This is a genomic window from Pseudomonas sp. PS01297 (assembly GCF_029959305.1).
Taxonomy (GTDB): Bacteria; Pseudomonadota; Gammaproteobacteria; order Pseudomonadales; family Pseudomonadaceae; genus Aquipseudomonas; species Aquipseudomonas helleri.
Genome location: NZ_JASCPQ010000011.1, coordinates 63823 through 81135 on the forward strand (window position 1 = coordinate 63823; position 17313 = coordinate 81135).

Consider the following 17313-nt stretch of genomic DNA (forward strand, 5'->3'; position numbering starts at 1 on the left):
CAGTTATACACAGAGCTTATCCGACGAAAATCCCCCTGGCAGGCCAACAAAAAGGCGGCCGAAAGCCGCCTGGATGAACACGTCATCCAACGGCCAACAGCTTAAAAAGGGATAAAGGTGATGAACGGCAGCTTATGTAGCGCTCAAACAGCGGCGATCAACCAGCCGTTGGCAATCGCGATGAGCCTGTGGGTTATTCCAATAGCGTCGAGAAACCTCTGGTCGTGTGAGGTCATAACCAACGTGCCGGTGTACTGATTGAGCATGTTTTCCAGCGCCAGCAAGGACGTCAGATCGAGGTGATTGGCGGGCTCATCGAGCAACAACAACTGCGCAGGTTGCTCGGCATAGAACACACAGGCCATTGCCGCCTTCAGCCGTTCCCCCCCACTGAGTTGTCCACAAGGGCGATTCACCTGCTCGGCGCCGAGCCCTAATTGCGCCAGCCGGGTACGCAATTCACTCTCCGTGAGTTGCCGATTGAGTGCCTGCAATTGCTCCAGCACCGAACATTCAAGGTTCAGCATGGCCAGGTGTTGATCAAGATAAGCTGTTTTCACATGGACACCCGCCTGCCCAGCCAGGATCGGTACTTGTCCAGCCAACACCTTGAGTACCGTTGATTTACCGCAGCCATTGGGGCCGAGCAAGGCCACCCGCTGGCCCCGACTGAGCGTAAGGCTGAGTGTGCGCAACGGTTCGAAGCCATACGGCAAGCGTGCCTCAACCAGCTCGGCGATGTGGGCAGCGCTGTGCTGGCTCGTTGTGGGGGCATAGACAAACACCGCCTGCTGCCTTTCAACCTGGCTGGCAGCTTGCCGGACGTGTTCCGACAACGCCTCGCGCGTGGCTTGCTGATGTTGCTGCCATTTGCCGCTGCTGTTTTGGCTGCGCTCCTTTTGGCGGCCCAGCAAAATCTTCGCCTGATTACGGGTACTGGCAGACTTGCTACCCCGTGCCTGCCTGCGTTCAAGCTGTTCAGCCTGCTCGCGCAACCGCTGTTCTTGTCTGTTTCGTTCCAGTTTGGCGTGGGCCAGTTGCTGTTCGGCGGCCGATTGCTGCTGGGCTTTGGCCTGTGCATAAAACGAATAACCCCCGCCGTAGCTGGCCAGCCCCAAGGCTGAGAGTTCGAGGATGCGACTCATCGGCTCCAGCAACTCTCGGTCATGGCTGATCACCAGCAACGCCTTGGGCCAATGGCTGAGTTGCACCTGCAGTGCCAAACGCTGCTCACGGTCCAGATGATTGGTCGGTTCATCCAGAATCAGCAGCTCGGCGCCTGACATAAACGCCCCCATCAGCGCGACACGCATGGCTTCGCCGCCACTGAGCCGTGAGGTCAGGGTTGAAGGCGTGAGGTGCCCTAGGTTGTTGTGGGCCAGTTGGTCGAGTAACTGCTGGCGAATGTTCCACTGCTCGCCCACCGCGTCAAAGTCGGCGGGTGCGGTACTGCCCTGTTCGATGCGTTCCAGCGCGTTGATGATGGGTTGCACACCGGCCAGATCAGCGACCGTCTGACCGGGGGCATGGGTGATGTGCTGCGCCAGGTAATACACCTTTGCGGTGCGCAGGCAGCGCCCAGTGGTAGGAGCAATATCCCCGGCAATCAGACGGGCCAATACACTTTTACCCACACCATTACGCCCCACCAGGCCGGTGTGGCGTTGATCGAGATGCAAGTTGAGATCAGAAAACAGCGGGCTGCCATCGGGCAGTTGATAAGAAACGCCTTCCAGCGTTACACAGGTCGCGTGGGTCATACGCACTCCAGAGATGCACAGATCTACCCCCTGTTGCAGGGGAATCAAGAACTGGCCGCAAGATTTGCGGCGGCATCAATGGCGCATTGGACTAATACCTCGGAGGGAATGCGACTAACTGTAGCAAAATGATTGATCTCTGTAGCCGCTGACGAGGTACGAGGCTGCGATGGGTTGCGAAGCAGCCCCGGCAATCTAAAGGCCCTTCGGTCCTTTTCGCAGCCTCGCTACGCTCCTCAGCGGCTACAGAGCTAAATTATTTCCCGATACAGAAGCTGGAGAAGATCCGCCCCAGCAGATCATCCGAGCTGAATGCCCCGGTAATCTCGCCCAGCGATTGCTGCGCCATGCGCAAATCTTCGGCCAGCAATTCACCGGCGCCCGCCAGCGTCAGCTGTGCCCGACCATGCTCAAGGGCATCGCTGGCGTGCTGCAACGCCTCCAGGTGACGGCGACGTGCGCTGAAGCTGCTTTCAGAGGTTTGCTCGTAGCCCATGCAGGCCTTGAGGTGCTCACGCAGCAAATCCAGACCGTCCGTCGATCGGGCGCTGAGACTGATCGTGACGTGACCATCGGCGCTCACTTCAAGGCTTACCGCTTCACCGCTGAGGTCCGCCTTGTTACGAATCAAGGTGACTTTGGCCGGGTCCGGGCGCTGCTCCAAAAACTCGGGCCACAACGCGAAGGGGTCATCCGCTTCCGGCGCCGTCGCATCCACCACCAGCAACACGCGATCCGCCTCACCAATGGCTTTGAGGGCCCGCTGCACGCCGATTTTCTCGACCTGATCTTCGGTATCCCGCAGTCCTGCTGTATCCACCACATGCAGAGGCATGCCGTCGATGTGGATATGTTCACGCAGCACGTCGCGGGTGGTACCGGCGATCTCCGTCACAATGGCCGCTTCACGGCCGGCCAGCGCGTTGAGCAAACTGGACTTGCCCGCATTGGGCCGACCGGCAATCACCACCGTCATGCCATCGCGCAGCAAGGCGCCCTGACCGGCTTCGCGCTTAACGGTGGATAACTCTTCGCGGACTTTGTCGAGCATGCGCAATACGTGGCCATCGGCCAGAAAGTCGATTTCTTCCTCCGGGAAGTCAATCGCTGCCTCGACGTAGATGCGCAAACTGATGAGCTGCTCAGTCAAGTTATGCACACGGTGTGAGAAAGCCCCCTGCAAAGACCGTAATGCGTTGCGCGCAGCCTGTGCAGAACTTGCTTCAATGAGGTCGGCAATGGCCTCGGCCTGAGCCAGATCGAGCTTGTCGTTTAAAAACGCGCGCTCACTGAATTCGCCTGGTCGTGCCAGACGGCAACCCAGTTCGATGCAGCGTTGCAGCAGCATATCGAGCACGATCGGTCCGCCGTGGCCTTGCAACTCCAGCACATCTTCGCCGGTGAACGAGTTCGGGCCCGGGAAATACAGCGCGATGCCTTCATCCAGGACTTCACCGTTTTCACCATAAAACGGTCCGTAATGGGCGTAGCGCGGTTTCAGTTCGCGCTCAGTGAATGCTTGCGCCGCCGCACGGGCGAGTGGCCCGGAAACACGCACGATCCCCACACCACCTCGGCCTTGGGCGGTTGCCACAGCAGCAATGGTTTGTGCCGGAACACTCATAAAAACAGGCCTCAAAAACAAAAGTGACAGATAGCAAAACGCCCCACTAGGGGGCGTTTTGAGTGGTGATCAACAGAGTAAGTTAAGCAGCTGCTTTTTTGGTAGCGGCTTCGATCTTACGTGTGATGTACCACTGTTGAGCGATGGACAGGCAGTTGTTCACAACCCAGTACAGCACCAGACCAGCCGGGAACCACAGGAAGAAGAAGGTGAAGATGATTGGCATCAACTTCATCACCTTGGCCTGCATCGGATCCGGAGGTGTCGGGTTCAGACGCTGCTGGATGAACATGGTTGCGCCCATGATGATCGGCAGAATGAAGAACGGGTCTTTAATCGACAAGTCGGTAATCCAGAGCATGAAAGGCGCTTGACGCATTTCAACACTTTCCAGAAGTACCCAGTACAAGGACAGGAACACCGGCATCTGCACCAGGATCGGCAAGCAGCCGCCCAATGGATTGATCTTCTCTTTCTTGTACAGCTCCATCATCGCTTGCGACATTTTCTGGCGGTCATCACCGAACTGCTCTTTCAGAGCGGCCAGTTTTGGTGCCACAGCGCGCATGCGAGCCATCGATTTGTAGCTGGCGGCCGACAGCGGGAAGAAGATCCCTTTGATCAGCATGGTCAGGAAAATAATCGACCAACCCCAGTTACCCACCAGGCTGTGGATATGTTGCAGCAACCAGAAGATTGGCTGGGCAATGAACCACAGAATGCCGTAGTCGACAGTCAGCTCCAGGCCTGGGGACAACTCTTTGAGTACACCCTGGCTCTTTGGACCTGCGTACAAGGTAGCGCTGGTTTCACCCGTTTTGCCCGGCTCAACCGTCAAGGTCGGGCCAGTGAAACCGATGATGTAGTTGCCTTGATTGTCTTTGCGGGTCTGAACGACGTTGTTATCGCCTTTCTGCGGGATCCACGCGGTTACAAAGTAGTGCTGCAGCCATGCAACCCAGCCACCTTGAACGGTTTCTTTCAGCGAACCCTTGTCGATATCTTTCATCGACACTTTTTTGTACGGTTCTGCACTTGTCCACAGGGCGGCGCCCAGGTAAGTGGCAGTACCGGTGGCGGTGCTGGAAGAAGGATCAGAGCTGGCGTCGCGTTTCAATTGCGCGAACAGGTTGCCGGTCCACGGCTTGCCGCTCTCGTTATCAATCAAATAGCTGACTTGAACATCGTACAGGCCACGTTTGAACGTGAAACGCTTGATGTAGTTAACGCCGTCTTCGCTGAATTTCAGGTCAACAACCAATTGATCCTGGCCAGGAGCCAGTTCATAGGTCTTTTTATCCACACTGAAAACCGGACGACCGGCGGCACGTGCATCCGGGCCGTCAACGCCAGTCAGGCCACTTTGTGCCAGATAAGTACGCTCGCCGCCGTTATCGAACAGCTGGAAAGGTACATCCGGGTGGTCCTGGCGACGTGGATAAAGCGGCAGACGCAGTTGGGCAACGTCACCACCTTGTGGATCAATTGCAATATCCAGTACGTCGGTTTTGACGTGAATCAGGTCTTTGCTTGCAGCCACCGGTGTTTCTGTCGGTGTGCTGGTATCGGCATTGGCACTGGGTACATCGGCACTGTTCGAAGCGTTGTTACCTGGCACCGAGTCAGGCAAACCCTGCGCGGTATTACTGCTGGCGGCAACATTCTGAGTCGGCAGGGCAGCTTGGCCGTAATCCTGGTTCCATTTCAGAACCATAACGTAGGACACGACTGCGAGAGCGACGATCAGGATCGTGCGTTTAATATCCATGATTACTCGGCCATCAAGAAGAACGGGAGGTAGGGATAGGTGGAACCGGGTCGTAACCACCGGGATTCCACGGGTGACAGCGACCTAAACGACGAAAGGTCAGCCAGCCGCCGCGAAGAACGCCATGAGTTTCGATGGCTTCCAACGCGTAGCAGGAACAACTGGGGTAGAAACGGCAGTGATTTGCCATCAAAGGACTAATGGCATAACGGTAAAACTGGATCGGTACGAGTGCCAGTTTACGCATCAGGACTGCCTACCCCTACAGTTTCGGTTTTAACAGATGGAGCTGGCGTGTTACGGGCCAGACGTTTCCACAGTTTGCCGAAATGCTGAATCAATTCGGGGTTCTCTACGTCACCCAAACCTTTGCGCGCGACGATAACGATATCCCAACCAACCAGTAGATCCTGGTGGAGACGAAACGATTCACGCATCAAACGCTTAAGGCGATTGCGCTGAACGGAGAGCTTTACGCTCTTTTTCCCGATCACTAACCCCAAACGGGGGTGATCAAGATCGTTGCTGCGCGCAAGGAGCAGGAGATTTTTCCCCGGAACCTTGCCGGTGGGGGAGTCAAAGACTGCCTTGAAATGTCGGGGAGTGAGTAACCGCTTTTCCCGACTGAAGTCCTGACTCACCACCATTGTCTGATTATCAAACTGCCAGACGCGCACGGCCTTTGGCGCGGCGACGCGACAGGACTGCACGGCCGTTTTTAGTAGCCATGCGAGCACGGAAACCGTGAGTGCGGGCGCGTTTGATAGTGCTTGGTTGGAAAGTACGTTTCATGTCGTGCTACCTGGTTCGTCCACAACGGGCCGGAATGGCCCCCGTTTTAAGAGACCGGCGATTCTAGTGAATGCAGGCCCATAGGTCAATTTCCAACCAACGTTGACGGCTAAATAGATACCAACGGTTGTGCACACGCATTTGTTCAGCCAGTCATAAAAATAAAAAGACAGCGTATTTAAAGCTTTTTTAAAGAACTTATTAACTTTAGTGAGCCACTTATCTGTGGATAACTCGATGCAGCCCTTAAAAAACATGGCCTACAGAGAATGACAACACTGTCGAGAAGCCGTGCTCTGCCTGTGCTGCGACCTCGGATAAGCTGTGTACGAAAGGCCTCTTTATCCACAGGCCAGTTATGCACAGTGTTTCACCCCCACTTGTGCAACGAGCTTAGACCCGCTTATCCACAGACCTTATGCACATACCATTGGTCGCTTTGTTAACAGTAAAAAGACCTCGTTCTCCTTATAGGCAGGCAACCTACATGTGGATAAGTGGGCGAGTGGTCGCTACAATGGCGCCTGTTTTTGCCTCACCGGCTTTCAACTTAGGGGATATCCGTGTCAGTGGAACTTTGGCAGCAGTGCGTAGAGCTTTTGCGCGATGAGCTGCCTGCCCAGCAATTCAACACCTGGATCCGTCCACTACAGGTCGAAGCCGAAGGCGACGAGTTGCGCGTGTATGCGCCTAATCGTTTTGTGCTCGACTGGGTTAACGAGAAGTACCTGAGCCGTTTGCTTGAACTGCTGAACGAGCACAGCAATGGCATGGCGCCTGCGCTGTCCTTATTAATAGGCAGCAAACGCAGCTCGGCACCTCGTGCTGCGCCGAATGCGCCATTGGCCGCAGCGGCTTCGCAGCAGCAAGCCGCGCCTGCGCCAGCACCCAGCGCATCGGCAAGTGCCACGCCCGCCCCGGCGCCCGCCCCTAAACAGGCGGACCAGGCGAGCGAAGAGCCTTCGCGTGACAGCTTCGACCCGATGGCGGGGGCCAGTTCGCAACAGGCGCCAGCCCGTGCCGAACAGCGCACCGTCCAGGTTGAGGGCGCGCTCAAGCACACCAGCTACCTGAACCGCACGTTCACCTTCGAAAACTTCGTCGAGGGCAAGTCCAACCAACTGGCCCGTGCGGCGGCGTGGCAAGTGGCCGACAACCCCAAGCATGGCTACAACCCGCTCTTCCTTTACGGCGGCGTTGGTCTGGGTAAAACGCACTTGATGCATGCGGTGGGCAACCACCTGCTGAAGAAGAACCCGAATGCCAAGGTGGTCTACCTGCATTCCGAGCGTTTTGTAGCCGACATGGTCAAGGCCCTGCAGCTCAACGCTATCAATGAGTTCAAGCGCTTCTACCGTTCGGTCGACGCCCTGCTCATCGATGACATTCAATTCTTTGCACGCAAAGAGCGTTCTCAGGAAGAGTTCTTCCACACCTTCAACGCCTTGCTTGAAGGCGGTCAGCAAGTGATTCTGACCAGCGACCGCTACCCTAAAGAGATCGAAGGGCTCGAAGAGCGGCTCAAATCCCGCTTCGGCTGGGGTTTGACCGTGGCCGTTGAGCCACCAGAGCTTGAAACGCGCGTCGCGATCCTGATGAAAAAGGCAGACCAGGCCAAGGTCGACCTGCCCCACGATGCCGCCTTCTTTATTGCCCAACGCATTCGTTCCAACGTGCGTGAGCTCGAAGGCGCGCTCAAACGGGTCATTGCCCACTCGCACTTTATGGGCCGCGACATCACCATCGAGCTGATTCGCGAGTCCCTTAAAGACTTGCTGGCGCTGCAAGACAAACTGGTCTCTGTGGATAACATTCAGCGTACTGTGGCTGAGTACTACAAGATCAAAATTTCGGACTTGCTGTCCAAGCGTCGTTCACGCTCGGTGGCCCGCCCTCGCCAAGTGGCCATGGCACTGTCCAAAGAGCTGACCAACCACAGCCTGCCGGAAATCGGCGATGTGTTTGGTGGCCGCGACCACACCACGGTCTTGCACGCATGCCGCAAGATCAACGAACTCAAGGAATCCGACGCGGACATCCGCGAGGACTACAAGAACCTGCTGCGAACCCTGACAACCTGATGACACCAACGCAGCTTATTAAGGCAAGGGACTAGACCATGCATTTCACCATTCAACGCGAAGCCTTGTTGAAACCCCTGCAACTGGTCGCGGGCGTTGTAGAACGCCGCCAGACCTTGCCGGTATTGTCCAACGTGCTGTTGGTTGTCGAAGGCCAGCAACTGTCGCTGACCGGTACCGACCTTGAGGTCGAACTGGTCGGACGCGTTCAGCTCGAAGAGCCGGCTGAACCCGGCGAGATCACCGTGCCCGCGCGCAAGCTGATGGATATCTGCAAAAGCTTGCCCAACGACGCCTTGATCGACATCAAGCTCGACGATCAAAAGCTGGTGGTTAAAGCGGGCCGTAGCCGCTTTACCCTGTCCACCTTGCCTGCCAATGACTTCCCGACCGTTGAAGAAGGCCCGGGCTCGCTGACTTGCAGCCTGCAGCAAAGCAAGCTGCGCCGCCTGATCGAGCGCACCAGCTTTGCCATGGCCCAGCAGGACGTTCGTTACTACCTCAACGGCATGTTGCTGGAAGTCTCGGCCGGCATTATTCGCGCAGTGGCTACCGACGGTCACCGTCTGGCCATGTGCTCGATGAAAGCCGACATTGGTCAACCAGACCGCCATCAAGTGATCGTGCCGCGTAAAGGCATCCTCGAAATGGCGCGTTTGCTGACCGAACCGGACGGCGAAGTCAGCATCGTGTTGGGCGCACATCACATCCGTGCGACCACCGGCGAGTTCACCTTCACCTCTAAGCTTGTAGACGGCAAGTTCCCGGATTACGAGCGTGTACTGCCTAAAGGCGGTGACAAGGTGGTGATCGGTGACCGTCAGGCCCTGCGTGAAGCGTTCAGCCGTACCGCCATTCTGTCCAACGAGAAGTACCGCGGTATTCGTCTGCAACTGGCTAATGGTCAATTGAAGATCCAGGCCAACAACCCGGAGCAGGAAGAAGCGGAAGAAGAAGTGGGCGTTGATTACAACGGCGGTTCGCTCGAAATCGGTTTCAACGTGAGCTACCTGCTGGACGTGCTGGGCGTGATGACCACTGAACAAGTGCGTTTGATCCTGTCTGACTCCAACAGCAGCGCCCTGGTGCAAGAGTCGGACAACGACGACTCGGCCTACGTTGTTATGCCGATGCGCCTGTAACTTATGCACAGCCCACGCTAGATGTCCCTTAGTCGCGTCTCTGTCACCGGTGTGCGTAACCTGCACCCGGTGACCTTCTCCCCCTCCCCCCGCATCAATATCCTGTATGGCGCCAACGGCAGCGGAAAAACCAGCGTGCTGGAAGCAGTCCATTTACTGGGGCTTGCCCGTTCGTTTCGCAGTACCCGGCTAACGCCGGTCATTCAGCATGAACTGCAAAGCTGTACCGTGTTTGGCCAGGTCGAACTGGCCGAAGGCGGGCACAGTGCATTGGGCATTTCGCGGGACCGGAATGGGGAGTTCCAGATTCGGATCGACGGTCAAAATGCGCGCAGTGCCGCACAACTGGCCGAGATCCTGCCCCTGCAATTGATCAACCCTGACAGCTTCCGTCTACTGGAAGGCGCCCCAAAGATCCGTAGGCAGTTTCTCGACTGGGGGGTGTTCCATGTGGAGCCGCGCTTTATGTCGACCTGGCAGCGGCTACAGAAGGCCCTGCGGCAGCGGAACTCATGGCTGCGGCATGGTACACTCGACGCCGTTTCACAAGCGGCCTGGGACCGGGAACTGTGCCTGGCCAGTGCTGAAATTGATGAATACCGCCGCGCTTACATCAAGGCCTTGAAACCTGTCTTTGAGCAGACCTTAAGTGAGTTGCTTGAACTCGAAGGCTTAACGCTGAGTTATTACCGTGGCTGGGACAAAGACCGGGAGCTGAGTGCTGTACTCGCTGCGTCTGTCCACCGGGACCAGCAAATGGGGCATACCCAAGCCGGGCCACAACGAGCTGATTTGCGCCTCAAGCTAGGTGCCAATAACGCGGCAGACATTCTGTCACGTGGTCAGCAGAAGTTAGTGGTCTGTGCATTGCGCATTGCTCAAGGGCATTTGGTGAGCCAGGCCCGGCGTGGCCAATGTATTTATCTGGTGGATGACTTGCCGTCCGAACTGGATGAGCAGCATCGCAACGCACTGTGTCGCTTGTTGGAAGACTTACGCTGCCAGGTTTTTATCACCTGTGTAGACCACGAATTTATGAGGGAAGGCTGGCAGACGGAAACGCCAGTTGCCCTGTTCCACGTGGAACAGGGCTGTATCACCCAGACCCACGACCATCGGGAGTGAAGGCATTGAGCGAAGAAAATACGTACGACTCAACGAGCATTAAAGTGCTGAAAGGCCTGGATGCCGTACGCAAACGTCCCGGTATGTACATTGGTGATACTGACGATGGCAGCGGCCTGCACCACATGGTGTTCGAAGTCGTCGACAACTCCATCGACGAAGCGCTGGCTGGCCATTGCGACGACATCACCATTACCATCCACCCGGATGAGTCTATTACCGTGCGCGACAACGGCCGCGGCATCCCGGTTGATGTGCACAAAGAAGAAGGCGTATCGGCAGCTGAGGTCATCATGACCGTGCTGCACGCTGGTGGTAAGTTCGATGACAACTCCTACAAAGTATCCGGCGGCTTGCACGGTGTAGGTGTGTCGGTAGTAAACGCCCTGTCCGAATTGCTGGTACTGACAGTACGTCGTAGCGGCAAGATCTGGGAGCAGACGTACGTCCACGGCGTGCCTCAGGCACCCATGGCCATCGTTGGCGAAAGCGACACCACCGGTACTCAGATTCACTTCAAACCTTCTGCCGAGACCTTCAAGAATATTCACTTCAGCTGGGACATCCTGGCCAAGCGTATTCGTGAACTGTCCTTCCTGAACTCCGGCGTGGGTATCGTCCTCAAGGACGAGCGCTCCGGCAAAGAAGAGCTGTTCAAGTACGAAGGCGGTCTGCGTGCGTTTGTTGACTACCTGAACACCAACAAAACCACGGTTAACCAGGTCTTCCACTTCAATGTCCAGCGCGAAGACGGCATTGGTGTAGAAGTCGCCTTGCAGTGGAACGACAGCTTCAACGAGAACCTGTTGTGCTTCACCAACAACATTCCGCAGCGCGATGGCGGTACGCACCTGGTCGGCTTCCGCTCTGCCCTGACGCGTAACCTCAACACCTACATCGAAGCTGAAGGCCTGGCCAAGAAGCACAAGGTCGCCACCACCGGTGACGACGCCCGTGAAGGCCTGACCGCGATTATCTCGGTGAAGGTTCCGGACCCCAAGTTCAGCTCCCAGACCAAAGACAAGCTCGTGTCTTCTGAAGTGAAGACCGCAGTTGAACAGGAAATGGGCAAGTTCTTCTCCGACTTCCTGTTGGAAAACCCGAACGAAGCCAAGCTGATCGTCGGCAAAATGATCGACGCAGCCCGTGCCCGTGAAGCGGCGCGTAAAGCCCGTGAGATGACCCGCCGCAAAGGCGCGCTCGACATCGCAGGCTTGCCGGGCAAACTGGCCGACTGCCAGGAAAAAGATCCGGCGCTGTCCGAACTGTACCTCGTGGAAGGTGACTCTGCTGGCGGCTCCGCCAAGCAGGGACGTAACCGCCGCACCCAAGCCATCCTGCCGTTGAAGGGTAAAATCCTTAACGTCGAGAAAGCCCGTTTCGACAAGATGATCTCTTCGCAAGAAGTCGGCACCTTGATCACCGCACTGGGCTGTGGCATTGGTCGTGACGAGTACAACATCGACAAACTGCGCTATCACAACATCATCATCATGACCGATGCTGACGTCGACGGTTCGCACATCCGTACCCTGCTGCTGACCTTCTTCTTCCGTCAGTTGCCGGAACTGATCGAGCGTGGCTACATCTACATCGCCCAGCCGCCGTTGTACAAAGTGAAAAAGGGCAAACAAGAGCAGTACATCAAAGACGACGACGCCATGGAAGAATACATGACCCAGTCGGCCCTTGAAGACGCCAGCCTGCACCTCAACGAAGACGCCCCAGGCATCTCCGGAGAAGCGCTGGAGCGTCTGGTGTACGACTTCCGCATGGTCATGAAGACCCTCAAGCGTCTGTCGCGCCTGTACCCACAGGAACTGACCGAGCACTTCATCTACCTGCCGGCCGTCACCCTTGAGCAGTTGGGCGACCATGCTGCCATGCAAGCCTGGATGGCCAAGTTCGAAGAGCGTCTGCGTCTGGTTGAGAAGTCTGGTCTGGTGTACAAAGCCAGCCTGCGTGAAGACCGCGAGCGCAATGTCTGGTTGCCAGAAGTCGAGCTGATCTCCCACGGCCACTCGACCTTCATCACCTTCAACCGCGACTTCTTCGGCAGCAACGACTACAAAACCGTTGTGACCCTGGGCGCGCAATTGAGCACCCTGCTCGACGACGGTGCTTACATCCAGCGTGGCGAGCGTCGTAAACAAGTCACTGAGTTCAAAGAAGCCCTCGACTGGCTGATGGCCGAAAGCACCAAGCGCCACACCATCCAGCGCTACAAAGGGCTGGGCGAAATGAACCCGGACCAACTCTGGGAAACCACCATGGACCCAAGCGTGCGCCGCATGCTGAAAGTCACCATTGAAGACGCGATCGGCGCCGATCAAATCTTCAACACCTTGATGGGCGACGCGGTAGAACCCCGCCGTGACTTCATCGAGAGCAACGCACTGGCCGTGTCCAACCTGGACTTCTGATGCGTGATGGCTGGGGATAGAGACTTATCCCCAGCCCAATTTAAAAGCCCGCCCTGTTGAGAGACAAGGCGGGCTTTTTGTTAATGGTGTCCGGTGTCTAAAACACCCGACGAAAGTCATTGAATACTCCCCTAATCCGCCAACAAAACCCCCTGCTCTTCCCTGCACAACTCCAGCAAAAAATCCCACACCACCCGCAGTCTCACTGATTTGTGCAATTCGCGCCGGGTGCTGATCCAGTAGCTGCGTTGCACTGACTCTTCGGGTAGCACGCGCACTAACTCAGGGTCTTGGCTGGCCATGTAGTTGGGCAGTACGGCGATGCCCAGCCCGGCGCGCGCCGCTTGTTGTTGGGCGATGACGCTGGTGCTGCGGAAGGTTACGGTCGGGTTGCGGCAGAAGTGGTTGATAAACAGCAGTTCTTCACTGAATAGCAGGTCGTCGACGTAGCCGATCCAGAAGTGGTTGGCCAGGTCGTCGCGGTGGTTCAGCGCTGGCGCTTTGTCGAGGTAGTCACGGCTGGCGTACAGCGCCAGGCGGTAGTCGGTGAGTTTGCGGGTGATCAACAGGTCGGCGTGGGGTCGGTCGAGGTGCACGCTGATTTCCGCTTCGCGGTTGAGGATGCTGACAAAGCGCGGCACGGCGACCAGTTCAACTTCCAGCCCGGGGTAGCGTTCGAACAACCCGCGCAAGCGCGAGGTGAGGAACATGATGCCAATGCCTTCGGTCACGCCCAGGCGGATTTTGCCCAGTGGGGTGATGGCTTGGGTGATTTCTTCCTGGGCCAGCAGGGCGACGTTCTCCATCGCTTCGGCATGTTTGAGCAGCGCCTGCCCGGCCGGGGTCAGTTGGTAGCCTTGGGCATGCTGCACAAACAGCGCCGTGCCCAAGTGCTGTTCGATGTGCTCAATGTGCCGTGCCACGGTGCTGTGGGTGGTATTTAGGCGCTTGGCAGCCGTGAGCAGGCGCCCGCTGCGCTGAAGCTCCAGAAAATACCGCATGTCGTTCCAGTCGAACATCGTCGTCCCTCGTGCCCGGTCATTTGCGTTGTGCAAAAACGCACAAGCCATGGGTGAAATCACGCGTTTTCAACTCGAAATTAATCAATAGGATGGAGAACGACAAGAACAAAAAATAATCAGGCGAGGTGCGACATGCCATCAGCCAATCAAATCTACGACTACATTGTGGTGGGAGCCGGGCCTGCGGGGTCGGTGTTGGCGAATCGGCTGTCTGCCGATCCCAAGCACAACGTGTTGCTGCTCGAAGCGGGTGGGCAAGATAACTACCCATGGATCCATATCCCTGTGGGTTACCTCTATTGCATTGGTAACCCACGCACTGACTGGTGTTTCAAAACCGAAGCCCAGCCCGGCTTGCAAGGCCGCAGCCTGAGTTACCCGCGCGGTAAGGTGCTGGGCGGCAGCTCTTCGATCAACGGCATGATCTACATGCGTGGCCAGGCCGGTGATTACGACCGCTGGGCAGCCATGGGTAATAAGGGCTGGGCCTGGCAAGACGTGCTGCCGCTGTTCAAACGCAGTGAAAAACACTACGCCGGGAACTCCGCGCTGCACGGCGCCGAGGGCGAGTGGCGGGTTGAGCAGCAGCGTTATTCCTGGACGATTCTGGATGCCTTCCGCGACGCGGCTGCGCAAAACGGCATCGCCAGCGTCAATGACTTCAACGGCGGCGACAATCAGGGCTGTGGATACTTTCAAGTGAACCAGCGCGCCGGTGTGCGCTGGAATGCCTCCAAAGCGTTTATCCGCCCCGTGCTCAAGCGTCCCAACCTGACCGTGCTGACCGGCGTGCAGGTCGATAAAGTGCTGCTGGAGAACCACCGCGCCACGCAGGTGAAGGCCCGCTGGCAAGGCGCGGATCACACCTTTAGCGCACGCCGCGAAATCATCTTGAGCGCGGGCTCGATTGGCTCACCGGGGATTTTGCAGCGCTCGGGCATCGGCCCGCGGCCATTGCTGGAGAGCCTGGGGATAACGGTGCAGCACGAGCTGCCGGGTGTCGGCGGCAACCTGCAAGACCACCTGCAACTGCGCCTGATTTTTAAACTGAGCAACGCCCGCACCCTCAACCAAGTGGCCAACAGCCTGTGGGGCAAAGTCGGCATGGGCCTGCGTTATGCCTACGACCGCAGTGGTCCGCTGGCCATGGCACCGAGTCAGTTGGGCGCCTTCGTTAAGTCCGATCCGGATCAGCCTTCGGCGAATTTGCAGTACCACGTCCAACCGCTGTCGCTGGAGCGCTTTGGAGAGCCGCTGCACACCTTCCCGGCGTTTACCGCGTCGGTGTGCAACCTGCGCCCTAAAAGCCGTGGCCGGGTCGATATCCGCTCGGCCAACCCGGATGACGCGCCCTTGATCGACCCCAACTACCTGAGCCATCCCGACGACCTGAAAGTCGCCGCCGATGCGATCCGCCTCACCCGGCGCATCGTCGCCAGCTCCGCCCTGCACACGTTCAGCCCCGAGGAATACCTGCCCGGCGCCGCCATGCAAACCGAACAGGAACTGCACGAAGCGGCCGCCAAAATCGGCACCACCATCTTTCACCCGGTTGGCACCTGCCGCATGGGGCAAGACGCCGAAGCCGTGGTCGATGCCGAGCTGCGGGTGCATGGCATCGCCGGCTTGCGGGTCGCGGACGCGTCCATCATGCCAACTATTGTCTCGGGTAATACCTGCTCGCCTACGCTGATGATTGGCGAAAAGGCCGCGCAATTGATTCTCGCAACCCCCTCTAACGCACTGGAGATAGACGCAGGTATCAGCCGTACTGCAGCAGTACCGGTCGCCTGACAGCGATCGTGGTTTCGGTCGCAGTCATCCGAAACCGACAGTGGACAACAACAATAATCACTGTGGCCCACAGGGCCGAGGACATTGAATATGTCGGACTCAATTGCACAATCGGCAGCTGCCCCCGCCAAGGGGACGACTGGCCGTGAAGAACGAAAGATCATCTTCGCGTCATCCCTCGGGACAGTGTTCGAGTGGTATGACTTTTTCTTGTATGGCGCGCTGGCGACCGTCCTGAGCAAGCAGTTCTTTTCAGGGGTTAACGACACCACCGCGTTTATCTTTGCCTTGATGGCCTTCGCCGCCGGCTTTTTGGTGAGACCGTTCGGGGCCCTGGTGTTTGGCCGCCTGGGTGACATGATCGGGCGAAAATACACCTTCCTCATGACCATCGTTCTGATGGGTCTGTCGACCTTTGCGGTCGGCCTGCTACCCACCTACACCAGCATCGGCATCGCAGCGCCGATCATGCTGGTGCTCTTGCGCATGCTCCAGGGCCTGGCGCTGGGCGGCGAATATGGCGGTGCGGCGACCTATGTGGCTGAACACGCCGCCCCTGGCAAGCGTGGTTTCAATACCAGCTGGATTCAGTCCACCGCCACCTTGGGCCTGCTGCTGTCGCTGCTGGTGGTGTTGAGCTGCCGCTACCTGACCGGCGATCAGTTTGAAGTGTGGGGCTGGCGCTTGCCGTTCCTGCTGTCCATCGTGCTGCTGGGCATCTCGACCTGGATCCGCATGAGCATGCATGAGTCGCCTGCCTTCGCAAAAATGAAGGCCGAAGGTAAAACCAGTAAATCGCCGATCCGTGAGTCGTTCGGTAAATGGGAAAACCTGAAAATCGTCCTCATCGCCCTGTTCGGAATCAACGCAGGCCAGGCGGTGACCTTCTATGCGGCGCAGTTCTATGTGCTGTTCTTCCTCACGCAAATGCTCAAGATGGACCCGGCCCAGGCCAACATGCTGCTGATTATCAGCGTGGTCATCGGCGCGCCGTTCTTCATCTTCTTTGGATGGTTGTCGGATAAAGTCGGGCGCAAGCCGATTTTGATGCTTGGCCTGTTGCTGGCAACGCTGCTGTACTTCCCGCTGTTCAAAGCCCTGAGCCATTACGCCAACCCGCAGATCGACACCGCCAGCCGCCAGTCCCCGATTGTGGTCACGGCTGACCCGGCCACCTGCACCTTCCAGTTCGACCCTGTGGGTAAAGCGCGTTTTGACAGCCCGTGCGACAAGGTCAAAACCTTCCTGGTCAAACAAGGCCTGCCTTACGTCTCGCAGTCTGCCCCGACCGGTGCTGACGTACTGGTGACTGTGGGTGAGCAAAAGATCATCGGCTTTAACGAAGCTGCCCTGCGCGAAAGCGTGGCCGCCGCGGGCTACCCGGCCAAGGCCGACCCAAGCACTGTGAACCAGCCGATGGTGGTGTTGATCATGGTGGTTCTGACGCTCATCGCCACCATGACTTACGGCCCTCTGGCGGCGGTGATGGTTGAGCTGTTCCCGACGCGGATTCGCTACACCTCGATGTCCCTGCCCTACCACATCGGTAACGGCTGGTTTGGCGGGTTCCTGCCGACCGTGTCGTTTGCGCTGGTGGTGTACACCGGGGATATCTTCTACGGGCTGTGGTACCCGATCGTCATCACCGGTGTCAGCTTCGTGGTGGGGATGATCTTCCTCAAAGAAACCCGGCACGTGAATATCGATAAGATCTAAAGTCACCATACAAGGAGCTGCCGCAGGCTGCGATCTTTTGATCTTTAAAAGATCGCAGCCTGCGGC

The 17313-nt window shown here is 57.5% G+C and carries 13 protein-coding genes; 6 read left to right on the forward strand and 7 right to left on the reverse strand.

Features of this window, described 5'->3' with window-relative positions; translation table 11 throughout:
* Window positions 1-143 precede the first annotated feature (143 nt).
* From QMX84_RS06155 to rpmH, 6 genes are all read right to left on the reverse strand, one after another.
* The gene (locus QMX84_RS06155; protein ID WP_262124101.1) at window positions 144-1760 is read right to left on the reverse strand and encodes an ABC-F family ATP-binding cassette domain-containing protein; all 1617 of its coding nucleotides are present in this window, start codon (window positions 1758-1760) and stop codon (window positions 144-146) included.
* Window positions 1761-2016: 256 nt separating this feature from the next.
* Window positions 2017-3384: a tRNA uridine-5-carboxymethylaminomethyl(34) synthesis GTPase MnmE gene (mnmE, locus tag QMX84_RS06160; RefSeq protein ID WP_048388197.1), complete on the reverse strand. Its 1368-nt coding sequence runs from the start codon at window positions 3382-3384 to the stop codon at window positions 2017-2019.
* 82 nt (window positions 3385-3466) lie between these two features.
* Complete coding sequence (gene yidC / locus QMX84_RS06165) at window positions 3467-5152, reverse strand: membrane protein insertase YidC (protein ID WP_048388195.1); 1686 nt, start codon at window positions 5150-5152, stop codon at window positions 3467-3469.
* 13 nt (window positions 5153-5165) lie between these two features.
* Complete coding sequence (yidD, locus tag QMX84_RS06170) at window positions 5166-5399, reverse strand: membrane protein insertion efficiency factor YidD (protein ID WP_082148803.1); 234 nt, start codon at window positions 5397-5399, stop codon at window positions 5166-5168.
* Entirely contained in the window at window positions 5392-5793 is a 402-nt protein-coding gene (rnpA, locus tag QMX84_RS06175; RefSeq protein WP_206540848.1) for a ribonuclease P protein component, read from the reverse strand. The genes yidD and rnpA overlap by 8 nt, the downstream gene beginning before the upstream one ends.
* 16 nt (window positions 5794-5809) lie before the next feature.
* Window positions 5810-5944, reverse strand: a complete 135-nt coding sequence (gene rpmH, locus QMX84_RS06180) for a 50S ribosomal protein L34 (protein WP_003213577.1) — start codon at window positions 5942-5944, stop codon at window positions 5810-5812.
* 563 nt (window positions 5945-6507) lie between these two features.
* On the opposite strand from rpmH, the gene dnaA reads away from it, so the two are divergent.
* The 4 genes from dnaA to gyrB are packed head-to-tail and all read left to right on the forward strand — an operon-like array spanning window position 6508 to window position 12715.
* On the forward strand, window positions 6508-8025 hold the full coding sequence (dnaA, locus tag QMX84_RS06185) for a chromosomal replication initiator protein DnaA (protein WP_282363401.1): 1518 nt from the start codon (window positions 6508-6510) through the stop codon (window positions 8023-8025).
* A 38-nt stretch (window positions 8026-8063) separates the two neighbouring features.
* Entirely contained in the window at window positions 8064-9167 is a 1104-nt protein-coding gene (gene dnaN, locus QMX84_RS06190; RefSeq protein ID WP_048373581.1) for a DNA polymerase III subunit beta, read from the forward strand.
* A gap of 21 nt (window positions 9168-9188) precedes the next feature.
* The gene (recF, locus tag QMX84_RS06195) at window positions 9189-10292 is read left to right on the forward strand and encodes a DNA replication/repair protein RecF (RefSeq protein ID WP_048373583.1); all 1104 of its coding nucleotides are present in this window, start codon (window positions 9189-9191) and stop codon (window positions 10290-10292) included.
* A gap of 5 nt (window positions 10293-10297) precedes the next feature.
* Window positions 10298-12715, forward strand: a complete 2418-nt coding sequence (gyrB, locus tag QMX84_RS06200) for a DNA topoisomerase (ATP-hydrolyzing) subunit B (protein ID WP_282363402.1) — start codon at window positions 10298-10300, stop codon at window positions 12713-12715.
* A gap of 131 nt (window positions 12716-12846) precedes the next feature.
* Here gyrB and QMX84_RS06205 read toward each other — a convergent pair whose 3' ends face one another.
* Window positions 12847-13734, reverse strand: coding sequence for a LysR family transcriptional regulator (locus QMX84_RS06205; protein WP_048373593.1), 888 nt, complete (start codon window positions 13732-13734; stop codon window positions 12847-12849).
* Between the two features lie 135 nt (window positions 13735-13869).
* Between QMX84_RS06205 and QMX84_RS06210 the strand changes: the two genes are divergently transcribed.
* Window positions 13870-15531 (forward strand): GMC family oxidoreductase N-terminal domain-containing protein, encoded by a 1662-nt coding sequence (locus tag QMX84_RS06210; RefSeq protein ID WP_282363403.1) that lies wholly within the window; start codon window positions 13870-13872, stop codon window positions 15529-15531.
* Window positions 15532-15621: 90 nt separating this feature from the next.
* Entirely contained in the window at window positions 15622-17247 is a 1626-nt protein-coding gene (locus QMX84_RS06215; protein WP_262124091.1) for an MFS transporter, read from the forward strand.
* The last annotated feature ends 66 nt before the right edge of the window (window positions 17248-17313 follow it).

Bases quoted from the DNA above. Each gene is read 5' to 3' on its own strand.
- QMX84_RS06205 (WP_048373593.1), bottom strand. From the start codon at position 13,734: ATGTTCGACTGGAACGACATGCGGTATTTTCTGGAGCTTCAGCGCAGC.
- mnmE (WP_048388197.1), bottom strand. From the start codon at position 3,384: ATGAGTGTTCCGGCACAAACCATTGCTGCTGTGGCAACCGCCCAAGGC.
- yidC (WP_048388195.1), bottom strand. From the start codon at position 5,152: ATGGATATTAAACGCACGATCCTGATCGTCGCTCTCGCAGTCGTGTCC.
- yidD (WP_082148803.1), bottom strand. From the start codon at position 5,399: ATGCGTAAACTGGCACTCGTACCGATCCAGTTTTACCGTTATGCCATT.
- rpmH (WP_003213577.1), bottom strand. From the start codon at position 5,944: ATGAAACGTACTTTCCAACCAAGCACTATCAAACGCGCCCGCACTCAC.
- QMX84_RS06215 (WP_262124091.1), top strand. From the start codon at position 15,622: ATGTCGGACTCAATTGCACAATCGGCAGCTGCCCCCGCCAAGGGGACG.
- QMX84_RS06210 (WP_282363403.1), top strand. From the start codon at position 13,870: ATGCCATCAGCCAATCAAATCTACGACTACATTGTGGTGGGAGCCGGG.
- QMX84_RS06155 (WP_262124101.1), bottom strand. From the start codon at position 1,760: ATGACCCACGCGACCTGTGTAACGCTGGAAGGCGTTTCTTATCAACTG.
- recF (WP_048373583.1), top strand. From the start codon at position 9,189: ATGTCCCTTAGTCGCGTCTCTGTCACCGGTGTGCGTAACCTGCACCCG.
- dnaN (WP_048373581.1), top strand. From the start codon at position 8,064: ATGCATTTCACCATTCAACGCGAAGCCTTGTTGAAACCCCTGCAACTG.